The 15,418-nt window shown below is 35.9% G+C and carries 12 protein-coding genes and 1 tRNA gene; 1 reads left to right on the top strand and 12 read right to left on the bottom strand.

Annotation, left to right across the window (positions count from 1 at the left end; all coding sequences use genetic code 11):
* Positions 1–60: 60 nt before the first annotated feature.
* The 4 genes from CWB66_RS09040 to CWB66_RS09025 form a co-directional block, all read right to left on the bottom strand.
* Complete coding sequence (locus CWB66_RS09040; RefSeq protein WP_138585124.1) at positions 61–1,104, bottom strand: nitroreductase family protein; 1,044 nt, start codon at positions 1,102–1,104, stop codon at positions 61–63.
* A gap of 23 nt (positions 1,105–1,127) precedes the next feature.
* Positions 1,128–3,839, bottom strand: a complete 2,712-nt coding sequence (locus tag CWB66_RS09035) for an SLBB domain-containing protein (RefSeq protein ID WP_502705287.1) — start codon at positions 3,837–3,839, stop codon at positions 1,128–1,130.
* A 117-nt stretch (positions 3,840–3,956) separates the two neighbouring features.
* Positions 3,957–4,745, bottom strand: a complete 789-nt coding sequence (locus CWB66_RS09030) for a DUF481 domain-containing protein (RefSeq protein WP_138585122.1) — start codon at positions 4,743–4,745, stop codon at positions 3,957–3,959.
* A gap of 139 nt (positions 4,746–4,884) precedes the next feature.
* The gene (locus CWB66_RS09025; RefSeq protein WP_077536120.1) at positions 4,885–5,703 is read right to left on the bottom strand and encodes a mechanosensitive ion channel family protein; all 819 of its coding nucleotides are present in this window, start codon (positions 5,701–5,703) and stop codon (positions 4,885–4,887) included.
* Between the two features lie 260 nt (positions 5,704–5,963).
* Between CWB66_RS09025 and CWB66_RS09020 the strand changes: the two genes are divergently transcribed.
* Positions 5,964–6,039 (top strand) — tRNA-His (locus CWB66_RS09020).
* Positions 6,040–6,811: 772 nt separating this feature from the next.
* Here the strand turns inward: CWB66_RS09020 and CWB66_RS09015 are convergent.
* The 8 genes from CWB66_RS09015 to CWB66_RS08980 all read right to left on the bottom strand — a co-directional run bounded on the left by CWB66_RS09015 (position 6,812) and on the right by CWB66_RS08980 (position 15,343).
* Positions 6,812–7,825: a glycosyltransferase gene (locus CWB66_RS09015; protein WP_138585121.1), complete on the bottom strand. Its 1,014-nt coding sequence runs from the start codon at positions 7,823–7,825 to the stop codon at positions 6,812–6,814.
* A complete protein-coding gene (locus tag CWB66_RS09010) occupies positions 7,810–8,373 on the bottom strand; it encodes an acyltransferase (RefSeq protein WP_077536124.1) in 564 nt (187 codons plus the stop codon). The genes CWB66_RS09015 and CWB66_RS09010 overlap by 16 nt, the downstream gene beginning before the upstream one ends.
* Before the next feature lie 2 nt (positions 8,374–8,375).
* On the bottom strand, positions 8,376–9,452 hold the full coding sequence (locus CWB66_RS09005; RefSeq protein ID WP_138585120.1) for a DegT/DnrJ/EryC1/StrS family aminotransferase: 1,077 nt from the start codon (positions 9,450–9,452) through the stop codon (positions 8,376–8,378).
* Positions 9,453–9,474: 22 nt separating this feature from the next.
* A complete protein-coding gene (locus tag CWB66_RS09000) occupies positions 9,475–10,899 on the bottom strand; it encodes a lipopolysaccharide biosynthesis protein (protein ID WP_138585119.1) in 1,425 nt (474 codons plus the stop codon).
* Positions 10,892–11,770 carry a glucose-1-phosphate thymidylyltransferase RfbA gene (gene rfbA, locus CWB66_RS08995; RefSeq protein ID WP_077536128.1) on the bottom strand — a complete coding sequence of 293 codons (879 nt, stop codon included), beginning with the start codon at positions 11,768–11,770 and terminating at the stop codon, positions 10,892–10,894. Before rfbA ends, CWB66_RS09000 begins: the two co-directional genes overlap by 8 nt.
* A gap of 1 nt (position 11,771) precedes the next feature.
* The gene (locus CWB66_RS08990; RefSeq protein WP_077536130.1) at positions 11,772–12,935 is read right to left on the bottom strand and encodes a dTDP-glucose 4,6-dehydratase; all 1,164 of its coding nucleotides are present in this window, start codon (positions 12,933–12,935) and stop codon (positions 11,772–11,774) included.
* Positions 12,932–13,123 carry a hypothetical protein gene (locus CWB66_RS08985; RefSeq protein WP_077536132.1) on the bottom strand — a complete coding sequence of 64 codons (192 nt, stop codon included), beginning with the start codon at positions 13,121–13,123 and terminating at the stop codon, positions 12,932–12,934. The genes CWB66_RS08990 and CWB66_RS08985 overlap by 4 nt, the downstream gene beginning before the upstream one ends.
* 792 nt (positions 13,124–13,915) lie before the next feature.
* Positions 13,916–15,343 (bottom strand): NAD-dependent succinate-semialdehyde dehydrogenase, encoded by a 1,428-nt coding sequence (locus CWB66_RS08980; protein WP_138585118.1) that lies wholly within the window; start codon positions 15,341–15,343, stop codon positions 13,916–13,918.
* Between the last annotated feature and the right edge of the window lie 75 nt (positions 15,344–15,418).

The raw sequence follows: 15,418 nt of genomic DNA, 5'->3' as shown, positions 1-15,418 counted from the left end.
ACTCCAATAATTTAAATCATTTAATTGTATCAACTGAGCTTTTTAGTGTCGATGATTGGTTTAAAGCTTTCTTACTATATCTGCGGATGCTTTTTTTTCTGAGTAAGCAATATACCCAGATTTATCGGGGTAACCGACCGCTATAAACATGACAACACGTTTATATTGAGGCAGCCCTAATAACTTCGCTACTTTAGCATCTAATGTGTGTAGTTCAGGCCAGTTGATAGGACAACTAGCCAAGCCCAAAGTTTCAAGTGCAAGCATAAATTGCATACTCGCTAATGAGCCATCAATATAGATGACATGTCTATCTCTAGCGTGTGGGTAATACGATAGATCTCCTACGACAGCAATTAAGCAGGGAATATTAGTTGCAAAACCAGCAGTTCCTCCAGGCAAAGTTACTAACTGAGACAATAAGGGCTGACTTTGAACCATATAAAATTCATACGGTTGTCGATTACATGCGCTAGGGGCCTGTAACGCGATAGAAGCTGCTTGTTGAATTTTTTCGTCTTCTACATTTTTTTGATCAAACCACCGCGTTGAACGCCGAGCTAAACATAGATCCATGAACTGATTATAACTAACATTATGCTTAGCTTTATCAACTTGTATATATGGAAGTTTCTTAGTTTGTCCAATAACGTCAGGTAACTTAATTTTAAAGTAAACTTGGCTTGCATAAAAAATATCAGGGTGATTACAATCTACTACCAAAAAGTATTCATCTAGTATAGATTTAGCCCACATAAGTTCAGATATACTAAACCCTTTGCGAGAACCCGCACTCTTGTATACCTCAACTGTCTCTAATAAATATTCCAAAGCAAAAATATTCCGTCTTGGACGCATTATCAAGCCTTTTTCCAGACGATGAATGTTTCTTCTTAGTAATGCACTACTGTCGCCATGTATGCCGCTACTTTTTGAGTAAGCTATCTGAGCTTGTAAAACAGCCTTATGCTCATAATAAAAATCTCTTGAAAAGATAGTAAAATATAAGCTTGAAGCAAAACCACTTCCAGAACATAAAGGTAGCATTATGTTCTGGAAGTTCTGGATTAAGTGCTTTATTTTTTTTACTAAAAACACCTTCATTACAATGTAACTAATCGGTGCATTTACAGAGAACCTACGGCAGCAACTGCTACACCCATTTGATAAAGGATCTGTGTTGCTGTACTCCATAGAGTTAAGTTATCAACATGCTCTGTGTCCAGAGGAACGACAACAGTATCACCTGGTTCTAATAATTCAGAGCGATTAACAGCAAACCAAGAATTATTGCTTGGAATTTTAACCAAACCACTTGCTTTGATGATGTAAACTCTGTCTTCATCTGCGCGCTGCTTGAAGCCACCACTTCTATCAATGTAATCATCAACCGATAACGAAGAGTCAAATAAATGCGAGCTTGAAAAGTTAACTTCGCCAACAACATTAATACTATTTTGTTTACTTGGTATATAAAGCGTATCACTATCTTCTAACGGAATGTCTAGTTTACCATTTACAATAGCCGGTAAATTAATTACCAAGCGCCCTACAGCTTTTACCTTGGCCAAGTCATTAATTAAGCTGTTCATATCGTCATAACTCAATGATGAGTCAGTAATTGAACTGTTAAAACTCTTTGAAGTAACATCTCGACGCAAATCTTCTGATAACTTATTTAGCTGCTGCTGCTGCTGAAAGCGAAGAGTTTCACGTGTAAATACAGCGCCTTCTGGATAAGAAAACTCAGTAAACCCACCCGCTCTTTTTATGACATCTCGTAAGCTTTCGCCCTTACGAATATCATAATCACCAGGAAATTTAACTTCGCCATACAAGCTAACTTTTAACCCTTTTTGCCAGTTAGGTATTGGGTAAACATTTATTGAATCTTTGCTTTTCACTGCAAACTTTTGATTATTTGGATTAGTAACAGCCTCGTCCAAATTAACATTAACATGTTCTAACATTGCTGAGTTTGTTAACGAAAATCGTGTTATTTCAGCACTATCAAGAAAAGCTGATTCTTTTAAGCCACCGGCTGATGCAACCGCTTTACTAACGTTGGCATTAACAGGACGAGGGTAAATACCTTCATGATAAACTTCACCTCTTATAGCGTAAATTTGTACTTTACTTTTGTAACCAGATTGCTGATTTAATTTTGCTAAAATAGGCTTAAGAAGACGCTCTCGGCTAAAATATGCGTATTCTTCATCTTTCAACTCAATCTTTTTATTTAAAATATCTGTTATTGCAGTGACTTTATTTTTTTCTTCTTCTTCCAATTCTTTTTCAACTTGCTCAGCAAGCTCTTTGTCAAGCGGATCACCAAGATCTATAAATTCATAAAACTTCTTCTCTTCATATTCACTCCACAACTTCATTCTTTCTCTGAGCTTAATTTGCTCCTGAGTCAGAGCAAGTGAATCCAATGCCGTTTCTTCTTCTTCTTTCGATTGGAAGCGACTGAAAACAATTATTTTATCTCTAGCCTGAAGCTTTATATCTTCTTGCTCATCACGTGCAATTGCTTTTATTGGAGAAAATTGATGAATTTCAATATCACCTTTGACATTAACTTCTCTCACAATCAAAGCGTATTCATAATCAGCGACCGGTAATAAATCACTCTTTATCGAAGAAAATAAACGGCTTACTTTATCTCCTTGCTTCCATGAATAATTACCAGGGTAGGTCACAGCTCCAAGTAAAGTAACAGCTTCATTTAGCTCTTCGCTAGAAGAAGGAACTTTGATTTTATCGCCGTTCTTTGCGATATAACTCGAGTTTTTACTAGTTAAATCTATTTGTAAAATAGTTTTAAAACTATTTCCAGTATAGCGCTCTACAACCGTTTTTTGTGGATAAGCCGCACCATTAAAGCCACCCGCCATTGTGATTAAATCGCTAACCGACTCATTATTTTTTAATTCAAAAATAGCTGGCCTGCGAACCTCCCCATCAACAGTAACTTGCTTACCTACTGTTGGTATAAAAACAACGTCACCCGGTCTTAAAATAACATCGGCAGAACTATCGCCCTTAATAAGCAAATCATACAAATCAAGTGTTTGAACGGTTTTCCCCGCACGCTTTAATTGGATGTTACGCAATGAGCCAATTTCAGAAATACCACCACTTACAAAGAGCGCATGCGAAATTGAAGATAATGCAGGGATAGTATATGCGCCTGACAGATGAGCTTCACCAAGAACCATCACTCTTATACTTCTAGTTTTTCCCATTGAAACAAATGATTGTATACCAATCATTTCCTTCTCTACTTTTGTTTTAATGAGATTAACTACTTCACTATACTCCATCCCAGTTACAGTTACCGGTTGCAGTTTATCAATAGCTAGACGTCCCTCTCTATCAACTTCTACTTCTTCATTTGAAGACTCTTTACCATATAAATTGATAGTAAATGTATCACCGGGCCCAACTATGTAATTATTAGGTACTAAAGCATTTTCAGATGGTGTAAAAGAGGTTGGCTCGCCTGAGAAGAGCTCATACCCAAATGGCTTGAGCTCATCAGATTTAGGTTTGAATTTCTCTTCGTCTGTTTGAAACTCTTCATCATCAATTTTATTTTTATCATTTCGAGGAAAAACCGAAGGCATTAGCTGCTTACCCTCAGAATTTTTATCTTTTGACTGCTCCAACGCGGATAAATCAATTCCGTACTTTTTTGCTAATGATTTTTGTTGGGACTCAGGCAGTTTTTTAAATTGCTCTAGCTGCTGTTCTGTGGGCTGAACCCCCTGCTCTGCACTTAATACAGAAAACGATAGTAAGGTACTGAAAAACAGTATCGCCGAAAAAAATTTAATTAACTTCACAAAGTTTCCTTCCAGTAAAAAGATAAAGAGAGCCGCAGCATGTTACATTATTTTTTAAGTAAAAAAAATGGGTAAGCATGCTTACCCATTATATATCCTATAACGGTGTTAAAAACTGTAAACAAGTGTTAATGATGTTTCAGTATCTGTGCTCTCTTTATCATCGGCAACGTCTGAGTTGTTTATAATGTTGTAAGCAACTTTCATTTGTAGTGAGCCGTTGATTTTTGCTAGTAACGCAGTTTCAGAGCGAGTTTTAGTATTTGTATCACCATATTCGATAGCCACTAACTGAGTGAAACGTGCATTATCTGAAATTTTCCAGTTGTAATCTAACTTACCAAGCGCAATGACTTCTCCGTCAGACTCGCCAGCGAGTAGCTTGCCGCTATCATCTGTTTCTGTGCTGTCGTCAGGGTATGTGAAATGCTTATAACCTGGGCCTATCTCGGCGCTCAACCACATCGTTTTTTCATTTAATAAACGCAAGCCATAACCTGCAGAAATTACTGATTCACTTCTGTATGAGCCAAAGTAGTCTGATACGTGTGAACCATAAATGAATAGGTGAGCGTGTTTTTCATTTAATTTGTAATTACCTTGAGCAGAAATAGAGTACTTTTCGTTTGTACGCTGTTTTTCTTTGCTGCCGTTATCATTTTCAACTTCATCTTCTTTGTAGATACCGTCGATTTTGTACTCATTGTTCCAGCTTTCTAAATTATGCTGTATTTTAATGCCACCTTTGAGTGTGGTTGTTTCGGTGTTACCGCTGGTGATAATTGCGCCTAGCTCACTAGTGACTTCCCACGTTTTTTGCTCAGATACTGCGTCTTCTGCGAATGCGTTAGTTGCTACAGATACTGCAACTACAGCTGATAAAAACTTTAATTTCATTAAAAATAACCTTTGTATTAATTTGCGCCTATTTTATTAAAGCATGGCTTGTTAGAGCAAGCTAAATAGCTCATAAACGATTATGTTTATGAGCTATTGTGTTACTCAAGCAATCAAAAAACAGCCAAGCATTTTAAAATTAGTCTTGTTTGTGTAAATGAACATCCATTTGTGGAAATGGAATTGTAATGTCGGCTTCATCTAATGCAATTTTAATATTTTCCATTAAAGACCAATATGTAGGCCAATAGTCAGCTGAGTTAACCCAAGGACGAACAATAAAGTTTACGCTTGAATCACCTAACTCAGATACAGCTACAGTGTAAGCAGGGTCTTTTAGTAAACGCGCTTCTGCATCGAGTACAGATTTTAATACTTCTTTTGCTTGGCGTAAATCAGCGTCGTAACCAACACCAATGACTAAATCAATACGACGAGTAGTCTCTCGTGAGAAGTTAGTAATAGCGCCCGACATTATTTGCGAATTTGGCATGATGATAACTTTATTATCTGGGGTACGCATTTCAGTTGAAAATATTTCGATTTTTTTAATTGTTCCAGCTTTGCCGCCTGCTTCTACATAATCACCCGATTTAAACGGGCGAAGTAAAATAATGAGGACGCCAGATGCAAAATTAGAAAGCGAGCCCTGTAATGCCAAACCTACAGCTAAACCAGCGGCACCTAAAATAGCAATGAACGATGTGGTTTCGATACCAATTTGCGAAAGTGCCATTAAAATGGTGACAGCAAAAACAAGTGTGTACACAATACTTGAAACAAATGATCCAACCGCTTTGTCGACTTTCTTTTTGTCGAACGCTTTTTCAGTTAAACGAGCACAAAACTTAGCGATACGACTACCAAGCAAAAAGATAACAAGCGCAACAACAGCCTGAATACCATAATGTAATATCAGGCCTGAGTTTTCGTTAAGCCAATTAAGTACTGAATCCATATTTACTCCAAATATTATTTATTAAGCAATTTTAAGCGTTATCATACATTAATTTACAATCCATTCTCATAAAATAATGAATTCTCACTACCGATGAAACTTGTGTCCTCAATTTTAGGTGAATTAAAAACCAACACACTATAGCTAATATTTTGAGACCTAAGCAGTCATTTTATTTTATTTTGTTTTTTTACAAAAAAGCTTCACAAAATTCATTATTTTATGTATTATGCGCGCCACACCAAACAAGGTGTGTTGTGGCGGTTGTAGCTCAGTTGGTAGAGCCCCGGATTGTGATTCCGGTTGTCGCGGGTTCAAGCCCCGTCAATCGCCCCAATTTTTTATAAAGTAATCCTCTGAAATATCAATAAAAAATCTGTTCAACTAATAACTAAATTACCCTTAAGTTTTTTAAAAAACTAAATATAAAGAAATGATCTAACCACATAAAGTTTTCGGAGTTAAACTCACTCTGTGGTTTTATATAGACCCCTCTAAAATATCAAAAAGTAAAAATTAAAATAAATTAGATGCTAGCTTATACATAGGCTCAAATTGATGGGCCACCTCTGATATATTCGCACCTTCACGACTTTTCTGTTTGTTGATCAACTTAAAAGCTTCAGGCCCTAGGGAGTGTTGAAGGTAGGTCTTACTTATTTTAAGCGCTCTTATTGACAAATTTTATGCCACTGGTGTTGTGGCTGAGATTCCTTATCATGCTTTTGCATTACAAACCTGTACACTCTTGAAATCAAAAAAACGCAGTTATAAACTGCCTCCCGAAATATAATCATCCCTAATAACTATTAGCTAGTAATTTTATTGCAATAGAAACGTCAGATTGAATGCTGTTAGTTTAAGAGGAAACAATTAATAGTACATTTGGAAATGCTAAAGCCTACTGGCCTTTTAGGTGCAAATTTATTTAACTCAATGGGCTAAATAAAAACAGAGTAAACTTCCGCGTACTGCTAACGTCGTTATAGCATTATATGCGAATCAGACATTACTTAAGCTCAATCGTGCGTAGAAGTTAAACACACGCTGTGAATTTAAAGAAAAAACTGGCCCTAATTTAACTCCATAAAAACAGGCTATATCTTAATTAAAAGACTCTTCGCCTCAAGAACGTTTTAAAGCAACGGTACACTAAACTTAATAAAGACTTTAAATGAAAGCCTTTAGAGCAATATTTATTGAAGTACTTCACTGCTTCTAAATACTTATGCTGAAGTAAACTCTGCATACATAATTGTCCATATATGAACTGCTTTTTAAGCTGTATGTAACTTGAATATTTACCTTTGGTGTAACATTCAAGCCGTTCGATTGCCTCTAGCATGCAAATATTATGTTTCTTTAGCTTGTTAATATTATTTATCGTCTCAGATGACCAAGAGTTATGACTTTCCCGTCTATATACACTCATTTTTTCATGTAAATAAACAACACCGTTAATGCCTGATAATGCTTCTAGAAAAAAGTCTCCAATTGGTGCATCATAAAAAAAATTAGGTAGGCTATCTAAAGTACTTTTTCTGATAAACATTGATGCTGTCGGAGAAAATTGAGAATGAATTTTATATATTTCAATATAATCAATGACATGAGTTGAGTTATCTCTAACAGGAAATTGATATGAGGGGTGAGCCATCCCCTCTGAATTGATAGTAAATGCATTGTGCACACACAAGTTCACATTTGTTCTTTTATTTAACTCAATAAGTTGTTTTTGTAGCTTACTACTATCAACCCAAAAATCATCACCTTCACAAAGAGCAACATACTCCCCCTTCGCTATAGCTAGCGAATATTTAAAAGGTAGGTTAATATTCATTGAAAACTGGTTTACATCTTGTAATACCAACTTAATAATTGATGGGTATTTTTGCTGATACTCTTTAATTATAAGCCGTGTATTATCAGTTGATAAATCATCATGAATAATGATTTCAAATTTATACTGCGTAATCTGGGCAAGAAAACCATTAATAGCGTCTCTTATGTAGTCCTCTTGATTGAATGTTGTACAAATTATAGAAGTGTACACTTTATCACTATATTGCCAGTGTTTTGTAATTTGTTGCTCTGTGCTAGGTGCAATTAACCTTTCAAACATAATTCACTTCCAAGTATTTCACAGTTTCGACTACGTTTTTTTATTTTTTTAGCTGGTTGCCCAATATAAATAAAACCAGATTCTAAGGATTTATTTACCAAGGATAGCGATCCAACTGCAACACATTCCCCAATTATTACACCTGGTAAAATAACACAACCGGCTCCAATTAAGCTGTGTTTTTTAATCGTTACTGATGCATGACTAACATTTGTGTACCTACTGGGAACGGTTGGGTTTGTCATAAATTCGCCTGAATAATCATCATTACTTGAGTACAGTGAGCACTTTGATGATAAACAAGTATAATCTTCCATTACGATTCTTCCTGCGCCTATTAATGACGTATAAACCCCAATATGGACATGCTTTCCTATGCAAATACCTTCTTTTCCAGCTGATAAAATACAAAAATCATCAATTCGGCTATTGTCACCAATTTCTATATTACCTACATTATAAATGGACGCTAACTTTGATAATTTAACATTCATACCTAGATATTTAAATCCCAGAGCTTCCAATTCTGTTTGCGTATAAAATGCCATACTTATAATCCTTTTTTTACATTTTCAATCACGAACGCAATATCTTGTAATTTCAAATGTGCATGTAAGGGTAAGCACAAAATACTCTCCGATGCTTTTAAGCTATTGGATGTACCATAATTGTGATCGTTGACAAATATTGTATCTAATGATGGTGAAAAGTAATGACGACTTTGAATGTTTTTCTCATCTAATGCCTGAGTAACCCCTTTTAACTGTTTTTTGTTTTTTAGCAGTATAGGCATATATGCGCCATTGGCATTAGATTCTGGATGCCAAATAGGTAACGTCACTACATCTTTTAAACCCTGCCTATATGCATAAAATAATTCTGTACGGTGATTAAGTACATTATCTATTTCTTCCAAGTTAATTAACCCAACTGCAGCTTGGTATTCATTCATTTTCGCATTAATACCGATGTGAGTTTCACCTTCGTCATGACAAATGCCAAAATTTATGAGCCGCTCTGCTTTTTCATAATTAGCTCTATCTTTAAAAATAATAGCTCCGCCTTCAACCGTATGAAAAACTTTAGTTGCATGAAAGCTTAGCGTACTTGCATCACCATAATTTAATACTGATTGTTCGTTAACTTTCACACCAAAAGCATGGGCAGCATCATAAATAATTTTGAAATTATTTTTTTCTGCAAGTACCTTTAATGCATTTACATCACATGGATTGCCATACACATGTGTAGCAACTAGTGTGTCTGCCTTACACCCGTCCTCGTAGGCAGCTTTTATTGCTTGTGGACAAATATTTAAACTTTTTGAATCAATATCAGCGAAAGCGAGTTCATCTTTTTGCCATTTAAATGCACTAGCAGTAGCAATAAAGCTAAATGGTGTTGAAATTATCGATTTACTATTAAGCGCTCTTCCTGCCACTTGCAATGCTGATGTACCGTTATTTGTAAGTAATAGATTCTGTACACATAAGTAGTCTTCTAATCTTTCTGTTAGTTCTTTGTGCATTGGTCCAAAATTAGTAAACCAACTACTAGCATTTATTTTTTCAAGTAATTTCTGCAGTTTTTTTAAGTTAGGTTTTACTGGGTTGTTTAAAGCAATCATTTATTATGGATCCAATATAAGATTAAGATTTTAATGTGTATTTTAAAGTGATAAGCAATGGCCGCTGCATTAGTAACATCATGGCAATGTAAGATCCCAAAGCAACGCTTAACATGGTTACTATTTGAATTACATTACTACTACCACCTATACCAATTGTGTACCCTAAAAGGGCAGAGAAAGCGGTTATAAGAGCAATAGGCAACAAAGTAACAAATTGATTATAAGCAGTTAAACTTGAAAGTTTCCCTGTGTAATAAGTATTAATAAATAAAGCCAAATAAGAGCTCACAACCATTCCAATGCACATTGCTTTTATACCCATTGGTACAGTGATAATAAGTATTAGCGTAATAGTTATTTTCTTTATGATTTCTAGCTTTAAAAAAAGATCCGAACGCCCTTTTACTTGCAACATATTTAAATTAATTGCATGAATAGGGTAAAGTACTAATGCCATTGTAATAATACTGACAAGTTCAGCACTGCCTTGCCATTCTTGACCCAATAAAATATTAATAAGTGGTTCGGCGATGATACATAACCCAAACATAGTTGGGAATATAACAACAGCTGCAAATTGTAAGGTTAGTAAGTATGATGCATCTAGTTTTTTTGTATCATGCTGCATAGCACTTAACATCGGGTAGGTTACCTTTTGAATCACCCCAGTCAAGGTAGTAGCAGGTAAACTGGATAACCGATTGGCTTGATTAAATAACCCAAGTTGAATTGCAGTAAACTGTTTACCTATAATTAAGCTATAAATATTATTATAAATAGTATCGAGTAAACCAGATAAAAGTAGTTTTGAACCAAATTTAAATAATTTTTTAAAAGATTTTTTTGAAAATTTTTGCTTAGGCCACCAAGGTGCCAATAAATTTAACATTAATACATTTATAACCGCTAATGCAACTTGCTGGGCAACTAGAGTCCACACTCCATAATCTAAATAAGCTAAAATCAAAGCTAAAATACCACTACAAATAAGGCCTACAAAATTACATTTAGCTTGCGTTTTAAAATTTAAATTTACGCTGAGCTTTACAATTGGAATCGCAGAAAAAGTATTAATTATTATAATTAATGCAATTACCCGCGTTAATTGGGTTAATTCTGGTTCTTGATAAAATTGCGCTATATATGGAGCACAAAAAAACAGTAGTAAATAGCAACCGATTGATACTCCTAGACTAAAATAAAAAGTAGTCGCAAAGTCAGACTCATCTCTATCAACTTTTCGTATCAACGCAGCAGTAAACCCACTATTAATAAATACATTAGCAAGAGCTATAAATATAGTCAGCATGGCAATTAAGCCAAACACAGCAGGTCCTAGAATATTAGCCAGTATTAAACTGGTGGTTAAAGCTATTGCTTGTGTTCCTAAACTATCTAATGCACTCCAAATGAAACCACTTTTAACTTTTCTTTTGTCATGCATGTATTTTATTACTAACTAACTGAATGAGATATCGACCATACTCATTTTTTCTCATTGGCTCCGCTAGCGAAATAATTTGCTCTGCTGTTAACCAATTATTTCGCCATGCAATTTCCTCAAGACAAGCAATTTTAAGTCCTTGAACATGCTGAATTGTTTGTACAAAATTAGAGGCTTCATGTAGGCTTTCATGAGTTCCGGTATCAAGCCAAGCAAAACCACGACCTAAAAGCTCTACATGCAGGGTCCCTTCATCTAAATACATTTGATTGATACTAGTTATTTCTAGCTCCCCACGTAGAGAAGGTTTGACTTGTTTTGCTTTTTCAATCACCGAGTTATCATAAAAATACAGCCCCGTAACGGCAAAATTGGACTTTGGTTTTTCTGGTTTTTCCTCAATAGAAATAGCTTTTAGGTTTTGATTAAACTCAACAACACCAAATCGCTCAGGGTCTTTAACATGATAACCAAACACTGTTGCGCCACTTTGCCGATGGCTTGCGCTAGCTAACGTTTTAGGAAAACCTTGCCCATAAAAAATATTATCACCTAAAACTAAGCATACTGAACTACTGCCAATAAACTCTTCGCCAATAATAAATGCTTGGGCTAAACCCTCAGGGCTTGGCTGTACTGCATATTCTAATTTAATACCAAAATCAGAACCATCACCTAAAATTCGCTTAAAGCTTTGGAGATCTTCAGGTGTCGTTATAATTAGTATATCTTTGATCCCTGCAAGCATTAATGTAGACAATGGATAATAAACCATTGGTTTGTCGTACAAAGGTAATAGTTGTTTTGAAACACCACGAGTTAACGGGTATAAGCGCGTACCAGATCCACCTGCTAGAATGATACCTTTCATTTTACTGCTCCTTTTTTTTAAGGCTAATTTCACCAAGGCGCTCTCGTTGGTATGAACCATCTTGTACGTTTTGACACCACTTTTGATTATCTAGATACCATTCAACTGTTTTACGTAAACCGGTTGCAAATGTTTCGACCGGCTTCCAATTTAGTTCATTATCTATCTTTGTTGAATCTATTGCATAACGTCGATCATGACCAGGACGGTCGCTAACGTAACTTATCAGTGAAGAATATGTACTTACAGGCTTCCCGCTTTTACATTTTATCTCTCGAAGTTTACTTGGCGCTAGCTCATCTAAAATATCGCAAATCGTTCTCACGACTTCAATATTCTGCATTTCGTTATGGCCACCAATATTATAAGTCTCCCCAACTCTCCCCTCCGTCACTACTTTGTAAAGTGCACGAGCATGATCTTCGACATACAACCAATCACGGATCTGGTCTCCTTTACCATAAATAGGAAGCTCTTTACCCTCTAAAGCATTCAGTATAACTAACGGAATTAGCTTTTCAGGAAAATGGTATGGACCGTAATTATTTGAACAATTAGTAACGATCGTCGGGAAATCATAAGTTCGCGACCAAGCTCTAACTAAATGATCACTTGATGCTTTGCTTGCTGAATAAGGGCTACTAGGGGCATAAGCTGTTTGCTCAGTAAATAATGGCAAATCCTTTGATGAGTTACGCACATAATTTGAAGAATCAATCTCTCTAGACACATCATCAGGATGTGGCAAATCACCATAGACTTCATCTGTTGATATATGATGGAACCTAAACTTTTGTTTAGCGTCATTTTCTAGCGTATTCCAGTATTCTCGAGCAGCTTCCAGTAAATTATAAGTACCGATTATATTTGTTTGAATAAACTCAGCAGGACCAGTAATTGAACGATCGACATGGCTTTCTGCTGCCAAATGCATTACAGCATCCGGTCGATGCTGCTTGAAAACACGGTCAAGTTCTATACGATCGCAAATATCTACCTGTTCAAAAAAATAACGTTCACTCTGTTCAACAGATTTAAGTGACTCTAAATTACCAGCATAAGTTAACTTATCTAAATTGATAGCTGAATCTTTTGTATTTTCAATAATATGACGTATAACCGCAGAGCCAATAAAACCAGCAGCACCTGTTACTAAATATTTCATGTTAATCCTTTTAAGAGTTTTGGAGCTTGATTTACTCTAAAACTTTCGCTAATCACTACCAGATAAAAGGCTTTATCCCCTATATCATTTTGCTTATCAGCTTTATTACCGGATATTACCATATTCAATGGCGTTTTAAATTCACCCAAACCTTTAATTGTGCACAAATAGATAAATATGTTTTCCATCAATACTTGTTCGTATCAGCTTGCTTTAATATATTGATCTACCAACTCATCATGATTCTCTGAATCATTAAAAGTCCGGTTATTTCACAACTAGTGTTACATATTTACAATTTGAGTAGCTAAATAACAAAGTAGTTCGAGTGCAAATTTTGATAGACATATTTGTCCCTCTGAACTTTGCTAGTCCTGATATCAAATAAAATTTAATAACTTCAAAGCTGTAGGCACCTATTAACTAAAAAGTGTTGATATTTAGGAGAAATAATTCAAACGGTATATTACGTTTATGTGATTTTTTACGAAAAAATAGAATAATTATCCAATTTTAACAGATGAACTTTAAAAAGTCCTATACAACAAAGCATATACTTTCCATAAAGTAGAGCACTGATGTTACTGATTAAATTACTTATAATGCTTGTAAGAGAAGGTTAGAACTACGGGATATACAAACGAATATGATAATATTTTTAACAATATAACTATCGTTCGCTTTTTAAACAGGTGGTGTTTAATACTTCGCAGTAAACGGCGGGGGATAAATCCGAAAAGCCCAAAAAAATGCCACCTTGCGGTGGCATTTACACACGGGGTTATTTCTACTTATAGAAATTCTTTTTTTATTAATTTTTATTTAACAAATATGCTGCTGCAAAGGTAGCATTTAGGGCTTTGTGAGGCAACAGCAAAGAGTAAAGATCATATATCTGCCACATTAGTGTAATAAACCAAGTTGGCTGAGCTATTTACTGCAAAAAGATAAGCGCAGCCTTGGCCGCGCTTGCAAGTGTGCTAAATCTTAATGCACACGTATTTTTCTTCTAGGTATTCATCAAGCCCTTGGTGCCCTCCTTCGCGCCCTAAACCTGATTGCTTTACACCACCAAATGGTGCAACAGGGTTTGATATAACACCTTCATTTACACCGATCATGCCAAATTCAAGTCCTTCACTTATTCGGTAAATTTGCTTGATATTCTGGCTGTAAAAATACGCTGCTAAACCAAATGGTACATCGTTAGCAAGCGCAAGCACTTCGCTTTCTTCATCAAAAGGAATAACCGTTAATACTGGGCCAAATACCTCTTCGTGGTAAATATCCATCTCAGTGGTTACATTATTTACTATTAATGGATTTTGAAAGCTGCCACCTAAATCACTATTATCGCCAATAAGGGTAGCGCCTTTATCGAGTGCATCTTGTATTAACTGTTGTACTTTCTCTTTTGCTTTAGGGTAAATGAGTGGACCAATATCAACATCGTCTTCAAAACCATTTGCTACTTTTAATGCGGTAACCTTAGGGGTGATTTTTGAAAGTACTTTGTCGAGAATATTACGCTGTATAAAAATACGGTTTGCAGCAACACAGGCCTGTCCGCTATTTCTAAATTTAGCCGCCATTAACCCTTCAACGACTTCATCTAATTCAGCACTATCAAAAATAATAAAAGGCGCGTTACCGCCAAGTTCCATTGAAGTACGTTTAATGGTAGAAGCGCACTGTGATAGTAACTGCTTACCTACACCTGTGGAGCCGGTAAATGTGAATTTACGAACAACGCCTGAGTCAGTCAGCATTTTTCCTACTGTTTTAGCATCTTGCGATACAAGCACGTTAAATGCACCTTTTACAAAACCAGCTTGATCGGCTAGATAAGCGAGTGCAATGGCGCAAAGCGGCGTGTGTTCAGAAGGTTTTAATATAAAGCTACAGCCTGCTGCGTAAGCGGGCGCAACTTTTCGTGTGACCATAGCTACTGGGAAGTTCCAAGGCGTTATACCAGCGACAACACCTACTGGTTGCTTAAAGCTAGTTAACCTATGGGTGTTATCTGTTGGCGGAATTACATCGCCGTAACTACGTTTAGCCTCTTCGGCAAACCATTTGATAAAACCTGCACCATAATCAATCTCACCAAGGGATTCTTTGAGTGGTTTACCTTGCTCTTTGGTCATTAGCTCTGCAAGTGTTTGCTTGTGCTTTATAACTAGCTCATACCAGCGCATCAGCGTTTCACTTCGCTCGGTGGCATTCGTGGCTTTTAACTTAATAAAAGCCCCTTGTGCTGCGATTATTGCGCTATTTACACCCTGCTCGTCAATATCGCTTACATCAACAATACTTTTTTCGGTAGCGGGATCGTTAACGCTAAAATGCGTGTCCGTTTTATAAAATTCACCGTTAATAAATGAGTCTGAAAAAATAAGATTACTCAAAATAAACCTCCAAAATTACGTTTTAAGTGATAGGTCGTCACGCCAGCAAGCTGCGCGTCTACAAAATAAATGTAT

Origin of the sequence: Pseudoalteromonas sp. S558 (assembly GCF_005886635.1) — a bacterium.
GTDB classification, from domain to species: Bacteria; Pseudomonadota; Gammaproteobacteria; order Enterobacterales; family Alteromonadaceae; genus Pseudoalteromonas; species Pseudoalteromonas aliena.
This window is presented reverse-complemented; position numbering and strand designations above follow the sequence as displayed.